The 13,725-nt window shown below is 64.0% G+C and carries 11 protein-coding genes; 5 read left to right on the top strand and 6 right to left on the bottom strand.

Going from position 1 to position 13,725, the window contains the following annotated elements:
* Nucleotides 1–15: 15 nt before the first annotated feature.
* The 4 genes from folB (at nucleotide 16) to RT131_RS05745 (ending at nucleotide 5,067) form a co-directional block, all read left to right on the top strand.
* Nucleotides 16–375, top strand: coding sequence for a dihydroneopterin aldolase (gene folB / locus RT131_RS05760; protein ID WP_313171348.1), 360 nt, complete (start codon nucleotides 16–18; stop codon nucleotides 373–375).
* Between the two features lie 116 nt (nucleotides 376–491).
* Nucleotides 492–1,748 (top strand): mechanosensitive ion channel domain-containing protein, encoded by a 1,257-nt coding sequence (locus tag RT131_RS05755; protein WP_313171069.1) that lies wholly within the window; start codon nucleotides 492–494, stop codon nucleotides 1,746–1,748.
* Nucleotides 1,749–2,090: 342 nt separating this feature from the next.
* Nucleotides 2,091–4,265 carry a beta-glucosidase BglX gene (gene bglX, locus RT131_RS05750; RefSeq protein ID WP_313171067.1) on the top strand — a complete coding sequence of 725 codons (2,175 nt, stop codon included), beginning with the start codon at nucleotides 2,091–2,093 and terminating at the stop codon, nucleotides 4,263–4,265.
* 313 nt (nucleotides 4,266–4,578) lie between these two features.
* On the top strand, nucleotides 4,579–5,067 hold the full coding sequence (locus tag RT131_RS05745) for a hypothetical protein (RefSeq protein WP_313171065.1): 489 nt from the start codon (nucleotides 4,579–4,581) through the stop codon (nucleotides 5,065–5,067).
* A gap of 133 nt (nucleotides 5,068–5,200) precedes the next feature.
* On the opposite strand, the gene RT131_RS05740 is transcribed toward RT131_RS05745, so the two are convergent.
* A complete protein-coding gene (locus RT131_RS05740; RefSeq protein WP_313171063.1) occupies nucleotides 5,201–6,355 on the bottom strand; it encodes a PQQ-dependent sugar dehydrogenase in 1,155 nt (384 codons plus the stop codon).
* A gap of 161 nt (nucleotides 6,356–6,516) precedes the next feature.
* Here RT131_RS05740 and yiaA point away from each other — a divergent pair, with 161 nt between their 5' ends.
* Nucleotides 6,517–6,954, top strand: a complete 438-nt coding sequence (yiaA, locus tag RT131_RS05735; RefSeq protein WP_313171061.1) for an inner membrane protein YiaA — start codon at nucleotides 6,517–6,519, stop codon at nucleotides 6,952–6,954.
* A gap of 42 nt (nucleotides 6,955–6,996) precedes the next feature.
* On the opposite strand, the gene RT131_RS05730 is transcribed toward yiaA, so the two are convergent.
* The 5 genes from RT131_RS05730 to RT131_RS05710 all read right to left on the bottom strand — a co-directional run bounded on the left by RT131_RS05730 (nucleotide 6,997) and on the right by RT131_RS05710 (nucleotide 13,638).
* The gene (locus RT131_RS05730) at nucleotides 6,997–8,289 is read right to left on the bottom strand and encodes a cation:dicarboxylase symporter family transporter (RefSeq protein WP_313171059.1); all 1,293 of its coding nucleotides are present in this window, start codon (nucleotides 8,287–8,289) and stop codon (nucleotides 6,997–6,999) included.
* 52 nt (nucleotides 8,290–8,341) lie between these two features.
* On the bottom strand, nucleotides 8,342–9,073 hold the full coding sequence (locus tag RT131_RS05725) for a hypothetical protein (protein ID WP_313171346.1): 732 nt from the start codon (nucleotides 9,071–9,073) through the stop codon (nucleotides 8,342–8,344).
* A 67-nt stretch (nucleotides 9,074–9,140) separates the two neighbouring features.
* Nucleotides 9,141–9,989 carry a MurR/RpiR family transcriptional regulator gene (locus RT131_RS05720; RefSeq protein ID WP_313171057.1) on the bottom strand — a complete coding sequence of 283 codons (849 nt, stop codon included), beginning with the start codon at nucleotides 9,987–9,989 and terminating at the stop codon, nucleotides 9,141–9,143.
* Nucleotides 9,990–11,089: 1,100 nt separating this feature from the next.
* On the bottom strand, nucleotides 11,090–12,187 hold the full coding sequence (locus tag RT131_RS05715; protein ID WP_313171055.1) for a dipeptide epimerase: 1,098 nt from the start codon (nucleotides 12,185–12,187) through the stop codon (nucleotides 11,090–11,092).
* Nucleotides 12,184–13,638 (bottom strand): SH3 domain-containing protein, encoded by a 1,455-nt coding sequence (locus RT131_RS05710; protein ID WP_313171053.1) that lies wholly within the window; start codon nucleotides 13,636–13,638, stop codon nucleotides 12,184–12,186. The genes RT131_RS05715 and RT131_RS05710 overlap by 4 nt, the downstream gene beginning before the upstream one ends.
* Nucleotides 13,639–13,725: the final 87 nt, after the last annotated feature.

The following is a 13,725-nucleotide window of genomic DNA, read 5'->3' as shown; positions in this document are numbered from 1 at the left end:
AATACGACGGATGCAATGGACAAGGTATTCATCGAAGGGCTGGAAATCGACGCCCTGATCGGCATCTACGACTGGGAACGGCGCATCCGCCAGACCCTGGTGTTCGATCTTGAAATGGGCTTCGACAACCGCAAGCCCGCCGCCAGCGACGACATCGTCGACACGCTGAACTACAAGGCGGTCAGCAAGCGCCTGATGGAATTCGTGCGCGCCTCCGATTTCGGTCTGGTGGAAACGCTGGCCGAGCGCTGCGCGCAGATCGTGCTGGACGAATTCAACGTGCAATGGCTGCGATTGAAGCTGAGCAAGCCCGGCGCGGTGCGCGGTGCGCGCGCGGTTGGCGTGATCATCGAGCGCAGCCGCAGCGAAGGTTGAGCCTGTTGTAACCCGGTCGCGCGCCCTGCGGTGCGCGGCCTGAGCTATGCCTGTCCGATCAAGCAATGCGGTTGGGCAGGTTGTTTCTGCAGTACGAGTAAAAGGAGAAGTGCACGATGGCGGTAATGGGAATTCGCTGGTTGGATCAGCTGGAAAACATCCTGGCGCCCTACCCGATGGCCTACCCGGCGGTGGTGCTGGCGGGATTGCTGCTGGTGGCATGGCTGGCCAACTTCGTCACCAAGCGCATCCTGTTGCGTGGCCTGCGTTCGATGATCGAACGTTTCTCCGGCCCCAATCACAACGCCAGGCAGCCGCTGCGGGTGATCGCGCGGCTGTCCAATATCGTGCCGTCGGTGGTGCTTGCCGCAGGCTTGAGCATCGTGCCGGAGCTGCCGCCGGGCCTGGTCCATGCCTTGAAGGCGCTGTGTCATGCATGGACGGTGCTGACCATCGCGATGGCGGTATCGCACGCGTTGGACGCCTTCAACGATTTCTACGAACGCCGCGCCGATGCGCGCAACAAGCCGATCAAGGGCTACCTGCAGGTCGTCAAGATCGTGGTGTTCGTATTCGCCGGCCTGTCGATCGTGGCGATCCTGGTCGGCGTGGAACTGCTGCACCTGGTTACTGGCCTGGGCGCAGCGACGGCGGTGTTCATGCTGATCTTCCAGGACACCATCCTGTCGCTGGTGGCCAGCGTGCAGATCAGCGGCGATGGCCGCGTGCGCATTGGCGACTGGATCGAGATGCCCAGCCAGAACGCCGATGGCGACGTGATCGACATCGCCCTGCACACGGTCACCGTGCAGAACTGGGACAAGACCGTCACCACCATCCCGACCAAGAAGCTGGTCACCGAATCGTTCAAGAACTGGCGCGGCATGCAGGAATCCGGCGGGCGCCGGATCAAGCGTTCGATCTACCTGGACCAACACAGCGTGCGTTTCCTCGATGCCGGTGGACTGGAGCGACTGGGCCAGATCGCGCTGCTGGACGACTACCTGGCGGGCAAGCAGCAGGAGCTGCAGCAGTGGAATGCGCAGGTGGCGCAGGCGCACCCGGAGCCGGTCAATGCACGTCGGCTGACCAACCTGGGCACCTTCCGCGCCTATGTCGAGCTGTACCTGCGGAACAACCCCGGCATTCATCAGGACATGACCCTGCTGGTGCGGCAGATGGCGCCGACCCCGCAGGGCCTGCCGCTGGAGATCTACTGTTTCACCTCTTCGACCGCCTGGGCCAAGTACGAGGCCATCCAGTCGGACATGTTCGACCACCTGCTGGCGATCCTGCCGGAATTCGGCCTGCACGTATTCCAGGAATCCAGCGACGCCATGCTGATGACCGCCCGCGAGCAGCGCGATCACTGATGGGTAGTGCCGAGCCATGCTCGGCAGGGGCTTTACCGGCCAAGTCCAAAAGCCACCCCTCCCCAACCCTCCCCTTCGCCACGCGAAAGGGAGGGGGCGTAGTGCCGAGCCATGCTCGACAGGGGCTTTCCCAGCGAAAAGCAGCCCTCACCCCAGCCCCTCTTCCCTAGGCGGGAGAGGGGCTGAAGCGATAGTGCCGAGCCATGCCAGGCAAGGGGGCTCTACCGGTAATGCCCCCTTGCCGAGCATGGCTCGGCACTACAGGCGGAGCCATCCGGCGGCTGCTTCACGCTTGTAGCGCTAGAATCGCCGCCTTGAAAGCGTTTACATGAAGGACTGCCGGTGGCCCCCGACCGCATTGAATCCCTGATTTCCCGCATGACCGTCGACGAGAAAGTCGGTCAGCTCAGCGTATTCGCCGACATGGTCCGGCCATTCGCTCCGGACGTGAATCCGGAGGCCAATGTGCGTAACGCCGAGCAGGTGCTGGAACAGGTACGCACTGGTCGGGTTGGCTCATTGTTCAATGGCGTCGGTGCCGAGCTGGGCCGGCGCATCCAGCAGGTGGCGCTGGAAGAAAGCCGCCTGGGTATTCCGGTCATCCTCGCTTCCGACGTGATCCACGGCATGCGCACCGTGTTTCCGATTCCGCTGGGCGAGGCCGCCAGCTTCGAACCGGATCTGGCCCGTCGTACTGCCCGCGCCACCGCGGTCGAAGCGACCGCCGCCGGCATCCACTGGACCTATGCCCCGGCGGTGGATATCGCCCGCGACCAGCGCTGGGGGCGCGGTGCCGAAGGGGCGGGCGAAGACGTGGTGCTGGGCTGCGAATTCGCCGCCGCCCGCGTACGTGGCTTCCAGGGCGATGACCTGACCGCCGAAGATTCGCTGCTGGCCACACCCAAACACTTCGCCGCCTACGGTGCGGTCGCCGCAGGCATGGAATACGCGCAGGTGGATATCTCGCCGCAGACCCTGCGCGATGTGCACCTGCCGCCGTTCAAGGCCGCGCTGGATGCCGGCGCGCTGTCGCTGATGAGCGCCTTCAACGACATCAATGGTGTGCCGGCCAGCGCCAATCGCGCGCTGCTGACCGATCTGCTGCGCAAGGAATGGAAATTTGAGGGCGTGGTGGTTTCCGACTACACCGCCGACATGGAGCTGATTGCACACGGCTACGCGGCCGATGAAGTGGATGCCACTCGCAAGGCCTTCCTCGCCGGGTTGGACCTGAGCATGCAGAGCGGTTTCTACGACCAGCATCTGGCAGGTCTGGTGCACGCCGGTGAAGTGCCGATGGCGGTGCTCGACGAATCGGTACGCCGCATCCTGCGTTTGAAGGATGCGATCGGTCTGTTCGATAACCCCTACCGTTCGCTGGATCCTGCGCGCGAAGCCGACCAGACGCATATCGCCGAACACGATGCATTGGCCCGCGACAGCGCACGTCGCTCGGTGGTGCTGTTGAAGAACGAAGCCGAGTTGCTGCCGCTGAAGAAACAGGGCCAGAAGATCGCCTTGATCGGCCCGTTCGTGCAGGACCGCGACAACATCGAAGGTTGCTGGACCTTGTTTGGCGACAAGTCACGTTACGTCACGCTGGAGAGCGGTGTGCGCACCGCCATGGAAGATCCAGCGGCGTTGGAAATCGTGGCGGGCTGTGCATTGGAAGCGCCGCTGGATGGCGGCATCGACGCCGCCGTCGCCGCCGCGCAGCACGCCGACGTGGTGGTGTTGGCCGTGGGCGAACCGCAACGCTACAGCGGTGAGGCGCAGTCGCGGGTGGAGATCACCTTGCCACCGGCACAGCAGGCATTGGCCGAAGCCGTCGCTGCCACCGGCACGCCGCTGGTGGTGTTGCTGCGCAACGGCCGCGCGCTGGCCCTGCAGGGCGCAGTGCGCGATGCCCAGGCCATTGCGGTTACCTGGTACCTGGGCACGCAGAACGGACATGCCTTGGCTGACATCCTGTTTGGCGATTACAGCCCCTCGGCGCGTCTGCCGGTGAGCTTCCCGCATGCCTCGGGCCAGCAGCCGTATTTCTACAACCACCCACGCAGCGGCCGGCCCGAACTGCCGACCCTGTCGGAATTCAAATCACGTTGGCGCGAGTTCCCGAATACGGCCTTGTACGCGTTCGGCCATGGCATTGGTTACGCGCGCTTTGAATATGAATCGCCGCGCCTGAGCACGCCGCAGTTGGCATGGGATGGTGAGCTGGTGATTCGCACCACACTGCGCAATACCAGCGCGGTGACGGGTGAGGAAGTGGTGCAGCTGTACGTGCACGATCGTGTCGCCAGCCGGGTACGCCCGGTGCGTGAGTTGAAGGCGTTCCAGAAGGTGATGGTGGCAGCCGGTGCCTCGGTGGAGGTGGAGTTCCGTCTGGACCGTCAGCAGCTTGCTTTTACCGGTGTGGACGGTGATTACACCGCCGAGCCTGGACTGTTCGATGTGTGGGTGTGCGCTTCGTCGGTGAGTGGGGATGCCGTCAGCTTCGAGCTGCTGGGCCCCTGATTCAAACCGATGTACGCGAGGTAAGCTTTGCTTCCGGTAGTGCCGAGCCATGCTCGGCAAGGGGGCCCTGCCGGTAAGGCTTCTGCCGAGCATGGCTCGGCACTATGCTCCCTCCCTTGCGCCGCAGGCGTAGGGGAGGGTTGGGGAGGGGTTGGCTTTTGATGCATTGCCGGTAATGCCTCTGCCGAGCACGGCTCGGCACTACAGGTGGGGCTTTACCGGTAAGGCCCTGCCGAGCATGGCTCGGCACTACGGATGTCTGTTTCGTTGTCAGCTTCGCGGCTTACGCCGCTCCTACATACGGGGACGTTTCATGCCTGCTGCAGTGCCTGTCTACATGCCTTGGTTGATGACGGCCGGTTTCGGCTGGTTGTATTACCGGCGCATCCGTCGCCACTTCGGCTGGCAGCCGTGGCGGCCGGTTCGCAACGCCGTCCGTATCGGCATCCTGTCGTTGGTGGGTGCTGCGCTGGTAGCGGCGGCGATCTACATCCCGCATGTTGCGCTGGGGATTATTGTCGGCGCGATCGCCGGAGTTGGACTGGGCTTGTTCGCACTCAGGCACACGCTGATCAGCTCGCGCGATGGCCGCGTCGGCTACACACCGAATCCCTGGATTGGTGGCGCCTTGGCGGTATTGCTGATGGGGCGTTTGGCCTGGCGTTGGTATGGCGGCGCTTTCAGCCAGGGCATGGGGGCGGGCATGGGCAACGCCAGTCCCTTGACCCTGGCATTGGCGGCGGCCTTGATCAGCTATGGATTCGTGCAGGCGATAGGTTTGGCGATACGCCTGCGCTCTTAGTTGTAGTGCCGAGCCGTGCTCGGCAGGGGCTCTACCGGTAAGGCCCCATGCCGAGCATGGCTCGGCACTACAGATGAAGCTTTACCGGTGAGGCCCCTTGCCGAGCATGGCTCGGCGCTACAGGGAGCGGGCGTCAACCTGCCTTTGGTGTCAGCTTCAGCAATTTCGCGTTGGCGCCATCTTCCAGCAGCCACAGGGCGCCGTCCGGGCCTTGCTCCACTTCGCGGATGCGGTTGCCCATGTCGAAGCGTTCGGCTTCGCGGGCCTTGTCGCCATCGAAGGCAACACGCACCAGCGATTTGGACGACAGCCCGCCAATGAACCCGCTGCCCTGCCACTGCGGGAACAATGCACCGTTGTAGATGATGAAGCCGGCCGGCGAGATCACCTGCCGCCAGGTCACCACCGGGGCGATGAACTCGGGGCGGGTGTCGTGGTCGGGGATGGTGCGGCCGTCGTAGTGGTCACCGTTGGAGACGATGGGGTAGCCATAGTTGCCGCCGCGCTGGATCAGGTTCAGCTCGTCGCCGCCCTTCGGGCCCATCTCGTGTTCCCACAGCTTGCCGTTGGCGTCGAAGGCCAGTCCGAGCACGCTGCGATGGCCCAGCGACCATACCTGGTCTGCGGGCGAGCCCTGCGCTACGAAGGGATTGTCGGCCGGCACGCTGCCATCGTCGTTGAGACGGATGATCTTGCCCAGGTTGGTCTTCATGTCCTGCGCCGGGTCGAACTTCTGCCGTTCGCTGGAGCTGATCCACAACTTGCCGTCCGGGCCGAATGCCAGGCGGTGGCCGTAGTGGCCTCGGCCGCTGACCTTGGGCGTCTGCCGCCAGATCACCTGCGCGTCGCTCAACGCGCCGCTACCGTCGGCATTCAAGATCAGCTTGGCGCGGGCGACGGCCGCACCACGGGTGTCATCCGTGCCGTCTTCGGCATAGCTGTAATAGACCAGGCCATTGCTGGCGAATTGCGGATGGACAACAACATCCCCAAAGCCGCCCTGGCCGCCGTAGGCCACGGTGGGTACGCCGCTGATGTCGCCGCGCTTGCCGCTGGCCGGGTCGAAATGGACCAGCTTGCCGCCCTTCTCGGTGACCAGCAGGCTGCCGTCGGGCAGGAAGGTCATCGCCCAGGGCTCGTTGAAGCGGGCGGCTTCGGTGGCGGTGAACGGCCACTGCGCGGGCTTCACGGCCGCTTCTGCTGCCGGGTCGGGGTCGGCCGCACAGGCGCTGGTGAACAGGGCGGGGGCCAGGGCCAGGGTCATGCTGAGCAGGAGGGTACGGGGCATGGAGGTCTCCGGAAGCGGTAAGCGATACCAGTGCAGGGTTTTACACCATGGCGACCGATGCTGCCCGTTCGGGGGATGGGCCTGCCGCATGGAATCGCTTACCGTAGCGGCCGAGTGCCCGCGGATACTGGGCTCGTGGTTCCACAAAAAAAGGAGTTTTCATGACGAAACATCAGATCTATCGCCCGTCCGGCGCGTTCATTGCCGCTGCGTGGACGGCCTTGCTGCTGGGGGCGGTGGCGTATCTGGTTGGCCTGTTCAACGCCGAGATGCTGCTCAACGAGAAAGGCTATTACCTGACCCTGTTGCTGTTCGGCCTGTTCTCGGCGGTGTCGCTGCAGAAGAGCGTGCGTGACCGCCTGGAGAACATCCCGGTGAGCAGCCTGTATTACAGCCTGTGCTGGTTCGCACTGCTGTGTGCGCTGCTGTTGTTGCTGGTTGGCTTGTGGAACGCGACCCTGCTGCTGAGCGAGAAGGGCTTCTACGGCATGTCGTTCGCGTTGTCGCTGTTCGGCGCCGTGGCGGTGCAGAAGAACACCCGCGACGTGATGGCGGCCGACGCGGCCTACGGCACCCCGCCGCTGCCGCCGCAGGAGTGAGTGAATGCCACTCCCGCCGATGGCGGGAGTGGCTGCAGCCGATCAGCTGTCGCTGCCCGGGTCCTGCTCCGGGTGCTGTGCCGTGTGCCGGGCGACGATGCCGGTTGCGGTGACACCGCCGGTGGCATTGCCGATGGTGCAGAACACGTCGGGGATGGTATCCACCGCCAGCAGCACGCCCAGCGGTTCCACCGGCAGGCCCAGGCTCTGGGTGATCGGCATGTTGTTGGTCATGAAGTTGGCCTGGCCGGGCAGGCCGGTCGAACCCATGCTGATCGCCGCTGCCAGCAGTACCGCCACCGCGTACTGCGAGGCATGCACATCAATGCCGTACAACCAGGCAATGAAGCTGGCCACGGCGATGTACTGCGCCGGGCTGGTGATGCGGAACAGTGATACCGCCATTGGCAGCACCAGCGAGGTGAGCGCCGGTGGGTAGCCCAGGCGGTTGCGCGCGCTGTCGATCATGGCCGGCAGCGAGGCCAGCGAGGACTGCGTGCTGCCGGCAATCACCTGTACCGGCACCAATGCACGGGCAAAGCGGCCGAACGGCTCGCCGGCGGCGAAGCGGGCGACCAGGTACAGCAGCAGGGTGATCAGGATGTAGATCACGCACATCAGCACGATGTAATAGCCCAGCACGCCGATGATGCTCATGCCGACCTCGGCGCAGACCACGAAGACCAGCGCGAAAACGCCCACCGGTGCTGCCCAAAGCACCCAGCGCACGATGGTGATCATGGTGTCGGCGATGATGCGGATGATGTCCAGGATGCGGTCGCGGCGCTCCGGTTCCTGCCGGCTCAGGGCAAAGCCGAAGAACATGGCGAAGGCCACCAGCGGCAGCATCGCGCTGGAGGCGGCTGCCGCCAGTGCATTGCTGGGAATCAGCGAGCTGATCCATTGCGCGGCGCTCAGCGGCGTCGCTGCGGTGGTCGGCGAGCGCAACGCGTCGCGGAAGGCCTGGATGTTGTCGGCGTCGCGTGGCAGCAGGTCCAGCAGGAACGGGGTGATCACCGCGGAGAAAGCGGCCGAGCCGACCAACAGGATCAGGAACACGATGATCGCGTTGCGGGCGGTACGCCCGGAGGCGGCGGCATTGCTGGCGGTATTGACGCCGACGATCACCAGTGCGGTGACCAGGGGCACTACCGTCATCTGCAGCGCATTGAGCCAGAGTCGGCCGATTGGCCGCAGCACGTCGGCGATCTTCAGCGCCAGCGTCTGGTCGTAGGCGGTCAATGCCAGGCCGACGATGGCGGCCAGCACCAGCGCGATCAGCACCTTGACGGGCGCGGAGACCTTGGAAGTTTTTGCGGGTGCGCTGTCGGTCATGAAGAGAAGGTCTGGCTAAAGGAAGGGAAGATGCCCGGTAACGGAGAAATGCTCAACGAGTGGTTTCTGGAAGTGCGGGCAGATCCCAGCTGCGCTGCAGGCGCTGGTACTCGGCGTCGGGCAGCAGCACGAACAGCGGCTTGGCGTCGGGAGACAACCAAGCCAGCAAGGCCGACATGCGCGCTGGCTCCATTGCCGTGCAGCCGGCGGTCGCTTCGCCGGGCTGGCGCCACAGATGGGCGAAGATGCAGCTGCCCTGGCCAGGCACCGCACCTGGGTTGTGCTCGATGACGAAACCTTCGCGGTAACGGCGGTCGCCGTCGTTGTGCAGGTCCAGGCGCATGGCCTCGGTGGAACCCTTGACCGCGGCTTCGCCGACCTTGGCGGCATCGACGATCTGGTTGTACAGCGGCGAGGCAGGGACATCCATGCAGTAGCTGCTGGCCAGCATCGGCTGGTAGGGCATGGCGCTGCTGATGTGTTCGGCATAGCCGAAGGCCGGGCCGATAGCGAAGATGCCGGCCGGGCTGCGACCATCGCCTTCGCGCTTCTGCGGGCCATCTGCCTGTTGCGGGTGCACGCCCATGCCCCAGGCGCTGCCACTACGGCCGAGGCTGACATCGAAACCCGCGCCATGGGCTTTCCAGCCGCTGGCGGTGCGCTCGAAGGCCTGCAGGTGGCCATTGGGCGTGTCCCAGCCGGCAGAAGTGACCACGATCAGCTGGTGTGCTTCGCCCATGGGTGTGGCCAGCGGCACAGCGATGCTGACCGGGGCAATCAGCATCAATGTGCTGCCCAGCAGGTGACGGAAGTTTCGGTGTAACAAGCTGAGCATGGCGCCGGCTCCTGGGTCAGTTGTCGATCAGATGCTGGATGCGTTCCTGGTTCAATGCCAGCTGCCGCTGCCGATCAGGATTGGTCTGGCACAGCAGTACGAACACGAAATCCAGCAGGTATTGCAGCGAACTGCGGTACAGCAGCTGCGCGATGGGTGGCTGCGGGTCATGCGCGCAGATGGCCAGCGCCGCATCGGCGTGTGCACGCAGGGGGTTGGCGGTGTGGCGGGTGATCGACACGACCTTGCCACCGACTTCCTGGAACTGCCGCGACAACTGCCACAGCTGTGGCAGCTTGCCGAACTCGGAGAACACCAGCAGCACGTCGCCGGGGCGGGCCGCCGAGAGGTTGGCGGTCATCAGGATGGGGTCGGCATGCTGCACGGTGAGGAAGCCGAGCAGTGACAGGCGCATGGCGAACTCACGCGCGTACAGGCCATCGTCTCCGAGTCCGTAGATGAAGACCTTGGGTGCGGTATCGATCAAGCCGATGATGGCCTCGACATCGGCCTGCGGGTTGGCGGCCTTCGTTTCTTCTTCGGCCGCCACTTTGGCACGCCGCAGGGTCTCGGCGATCAGCAGGTAGCCGCCTGGCTGGTCTTCCGGTGGCCAACGGGTACTTTCGCCGTTGCCTGCGGCGGCCACGGCGGCGCCTACCGAGTATTTCAAGTCTGGATAGCCTTTGAAGCCGAGCTTCTGGCTGAACTTGACTACGCTGGACTGGCTGATATCCAAGGCATTGGCGAGCTGCTGCGAGGAGTAATCGCGCAGCAGGTGTGCGTTGTCGAGGATGAAGTCGGCGATGCGCCGTTCGATGGCCGACATCTGTTCGCGTTCGGAGCGGATTTTTACCAGAGGTGGCATGGGCGTATGGGTGTTTATCTGCTGATGACTTTAAGGGATTGCGCAAGCAAGCGGAGCAATGCGTCGCTCCCTCCCTTGCGCGCAGCGCAGGGGAGGGCCGGGGAGGGGTAGCTTCTGCTTTTGCTTCTGCTGTTGCTCCAGCCCCCTCCCTTGCACGAAGTGCAGGGGAGGGTTGGGGAGGGGTAGCTGTTGCTGTTGCTCTTGCCTTTGATCTACCGGGTCCCCTTCCGCAGCGACGGAGCTGGCAGACAAGACCCCGAAAGGGGCGACGCACAGGGATGTGCGTCGTTTTTCGACGATACAGGGATGTATCGTCGAAAAATCCTGCCAGCGGAGTGGACCTGGAGCGCGCAGCGCGGAAGGCGCGGAGGCAGGGTGTGCTTGACCAGCCATTCGGCTGTTGAAAAGGCGCCTCGTTGGGCCACGTTCCTTTGCACAAGCAAACAAAGGTGCGCTCGCGCCCCGAAGGAGGGTGAAAGCTTTTGATTCTGGTTTTGCCGTTGCCGTTGCAGCTGCTTTGGAGGTGCCAAAGGGCAAGTCAAAGTCAAAGCAAGGGCTTTCACTCCCCTTCGGGGAGCGAGTTACTTTTCTTTGCTTGTGCAAAGAAAAGCTAACCAAAAGAAAGCACACCCTGCCTACGCGCCCACGACGCTGCGCGTCGCGGGTCCACTCCGCCGCCGGGATTTTTCGACGAGACGTCCCTGTCTCGTCGAAAAACGACGTGCATCCATGCACGTCGCCCCTGCGGGGTCCTGTCCGGCGGCTGCGTCGCTGCGGAAGGGGACCCGGTGGGGCAAAAGCTGGAGCAACAGCAACAGCAACAGCAACAGCAGAAGCCGGAGCCGGAGCCGGAGCAGAAGCAGAAGCCGAAGCCGAAGCCGAAGCAGAAGCAGAAGCAGAAGCAGAAGCTACCCCTCCCCAACCCTCCCCTGCGCTGCGCGCAAGGGAGGGGGCGACAGCAGAAGCAGAAGCCAGCTTCATGCGTGGGTCGGGGCGCTCCTCCCAAAACAAAACAGCACCGGGCTTTGCCGGTGCTGTTGTTTGCGCATGCGCGATCACGGCGGCGGCAACCGAGGAGAGACCGGTTGCCGCCTGCGTGATCACGGCTTGATCATCTCCAGCCCGCGCACCTCGATGATGCCCAGGCCCGGCGCGTCGGTGATGCTGATCTCCGATTCATTGAAGATCACACCACCCACCACCGGATTGAACTGGCTCAACGACGGCCCATCCAGATCCACCTTGCTGATCGCGCCGGACTTGGCCACGCCCAGATGCACCGCCGCCGCCACGCTGATGCTGGATTCCAGCATGCAGCCGATCATGCACGGCACGCCGTACAACGAGGCGATATCGGCAATCTTGATTGCATTGGAAATGCCGCCGGTCTTCATCAGCTTGATGTTGATGATGTCGGCCGCCCCCTGCTGGATCAGGTCGAACACCTGGTGCGGGCTGAACACGCTCTCGTCGGCCATCACCGGTGTGTTGACCCGCTCGGTGACGTACTTCATGCCGGCGATGTCCGCTGCCTTCACCGGCTGTTCCAGCAGCTCCAGTACGACGCCGGCGTTCTCCAGTACGTTCATCGCATACACCGCCTGCTTGGCGGTCCAGCCCTGGTTGGCATCCAGGCGTAACAGTGCGCGGCCTTCAACGGCAGCGTGGATGGCCTTGACCCGTTCGATGTCCAGGCCGATGTCCTTGCCGACCTTGATCTTCAGCGACTCGAAGCCGCGCTCCACCGCTGACAGCGAATCGGCCACCATCTTGTCGATGTAGTCGACGCTGATGGTGATGTCGGTGGTGATCACGGGGTCGCCGCCGCCCAGCATCTGGTACAGCGGAGCCTTGTGCAGCTGTGCCCACAGATCGTAGATGGCGATTTCCACCGCCGCCTTGGCGCTGGTGTTGCGCTCCAATGAGGTCTGGATCAGGCCGCAGATGCGGTTGAGGTTGCTGATGTCCTCGCCGATCAGGCGGGGTTTGATGAAGGTGTTGATGGCCTCGATGATCGAGCCGTGGGTGTCGCCGGTGATCACCGCGGTGGCCGGCGCCTCGCCGTAACCGGTGTGGCCAGTGTCGGTGCGTACCATCACCACGATGTCTTCCACCGTTTCCACGGTACGCAGCGCGGTCTTGAACGGGGTTTTCAGCGGCACGCGGAGCATGCCAAGTTCGATGTCGGTGATCTTCATTTGGTGTCTTGCGGGCGGATGCGCTGGATGTTGGTCATGCGGTCGATATAGCTGGCAGTGTCGCTGGCCATCATCGGCTGCAGCGGGGTCACCGATACGCCGTTGAGGCTGGCATGCACGCGCTTGCCGCTGGCGTCGAACCAGCTGCCACCGGAGGTATCGTGGATCACCCAGGTCATGCCATTGGCTTCGCCGAGCATCATCATCACGTGGCCGGGGATGTACACCAGGTCACCGACCTGCAGCTTGGCGATGGCCTCGTTGCGTTTGGCCTTGCTGTCCTTGTCGGTGAACGGCACGCGGTTCAAGGCCGGGCTGATTGCCTGCGCGCTGGTATTGCGCGGCAGCAGCACGCCGAAGCTGCGGTAGATCTCGGAGACGAAGCCGCTGCAATCGCGGGTGTCATAGGAATGACCCCAGCCATAGCGTTCGCCGAGGAACTTGAAGGCCTGGGTGATCAGGTTGGCCTGGGTCAGCGGCAGGTAATCGCTGGACGATTCCTGCGAGCGCGGTAGCAGCGCAGGCACCAATGCGAGGCTGCCGTCGTCATTGCGCACCGGTAGCTGGATCACATGGCCGCCATGCGCCTGCTGGCCGTTGACCGGGTCCATGACCGGCCAGTCGGCCAGCACCGGCACGCGCACGCCCATTTCCAACTGCAGGTCGGAGACACGCGGCTCTTCCGGGGTGTGTGCGGTGAACGCCTTGCCGGCGGTGATCACCCGATACGGGCCGCTGGCACCGTAGCCGAATACCTGTTCGGCGCTGCCGATGCCGACGAAGCGCTTTTCCATCCATGCCGCATAGCGTTCGCTGGCGACGAATACCCACTTGCCGTCGGCGCTCTCATGCAGCACCGCCACGGCGTCGCCGGGGAACAGCGCCGACTCCTGGAAGCGGTCGATATCGGTTTCGCCCTGGCTGCTGAATACGCGCAGCTCGGTGGGGAAGGCGCGCAGCGCGGCGCGGTGTACCACCAGCCCGTACTGGATCGGGCGCGTGGCCGGGATCGCATCCAGGCCGAGGTTGGCGGTCACCGCCTGCAGCTGGGCTGGAGTGACCAGCTTGCCATGGACATCGTACAGGGGGCGGCTCGGGGCCTTGGAAATGCCGTTGATCTGCTCGCGGACCAGTACTTGTGGCAGTAGCGTGGGCAGCTTGTGCAGGTCGATGATGGAAGCATCAAGCTGGCGCATGCGGGCGTTCTGCGCATCGATGGCGGCGCGGTCCAGGATCACCGCGTCGGCATTGGGCAGCTTGCTGATCCAGGGCTGCGGCGTCAGCAGGGTTTCTTCCAGGCCGATGATGCCGGCATAAGTGGGAGCAATCGCGGCCACGGGGGCCCGCGACAGCGCGAAAGCCGGCCCGGCGCACACTGCCGTGGCAAGGATCAAAGCCCGCGCCAGCGGGGCAAAGCGTCGGCGCTGGGATAGCGGCGGCAAAGCAAGCATTGGGAAGCTCCCCTCGTTGATGCTCAGGAATACTTATTCCTTTCGTCGTCGAAAGCAAGAATAAATTATTGACCCGCTGTCGGGTGC

This window comes from Stenotrophomonas sp. (genome assembly GCF_032066555.1).
Taxonomy (GTDB): domain Bacteria; phylum Pseudomonadota; class Gammaproteobacteria; order Xanthomonadales; family Xanthomonadaceae; genus Stenotrophomonas.
This window is presented reverse-complemented; position numbering and strand designations above follow the sequence as displayed.

What these genes read in the sequence shown, in the direction of transcription:
- RT131_RS05740 (WP_313171063.1), bottom strand. Translation starts at nt 6,355, where the DNA reads ATGCCCCGTACCCTCCTGCTCAGCATGACCCTGGCCCTGGCCCCCGCC.
- RT131_RS05715 (WP_313171055.1), bottom strand. Translation starts at nt 12,187, where the DNA reads ATGAAGATCACCGACATCGAACTTGGCATGCTCCGCGTGCCGCTGAAA.
- RT131_RS05755 (WP_313171069.1), top strand. Translation starts at nt 492, where the DNA reads ATGGCGGTAATGGGAATTCGCTGGTTGGATCAGCTGGAAAACATCCTG.
- RT131_RS05710 (WP_313171053.1), bottom strand. Translation starts at nt 13,638, where the DNA reads ATGCTTGCTTTGCCGCCGCTATCCCAGCGCCGACGCTTTGCCCCGCTG.
- RT131_RS05730 (WP_313171059.1), bottom strand. Translation starts at nt 8,289, where the DNA reads ATGACCGACAGCGCACCCGCAAAAACTTCCAAGGTCTCCGCGCCCGTC.
- RT131_RS05745 (WP_313171065.1), top strand. Translation starts at nt 4,579, where the DNA reads ATGCCTGCTGCAGTGCCTGTCTACATGCCTTGGTTGATGACGGCCGGT.
- RT131_RS05725 (WP_313171346.1), bottom strand. Translation starts at nt 9,073, where the DNA reads ATGCTGATTGCCCCGGTCAGCATCGCTGTGCCGCTGGCCACACCCATG.
- yiaA (WP_313171061.1), top strand. Translation starts at nt 6,517, where the DNA reads ATGACGAAACATCAGATCTATCGCCCGTCCGGCGCGTTCATTGCCGCT.
- RT131_RS05720 (WP_313171057.1), bottom strand. Translation starts at nt 9,989, where the DNA reads ATGCCACCTCTGGTAAAAATCCGCTCCGAACGCGAACAGATGTCGGCC.
- folB (WP_313171348.1), top strand. Translation starts at nt 16, where the DNA reads ATGGACAAGGTATTCATCGAAGGGCTGGAAATCGACGCCCTGATCGGC.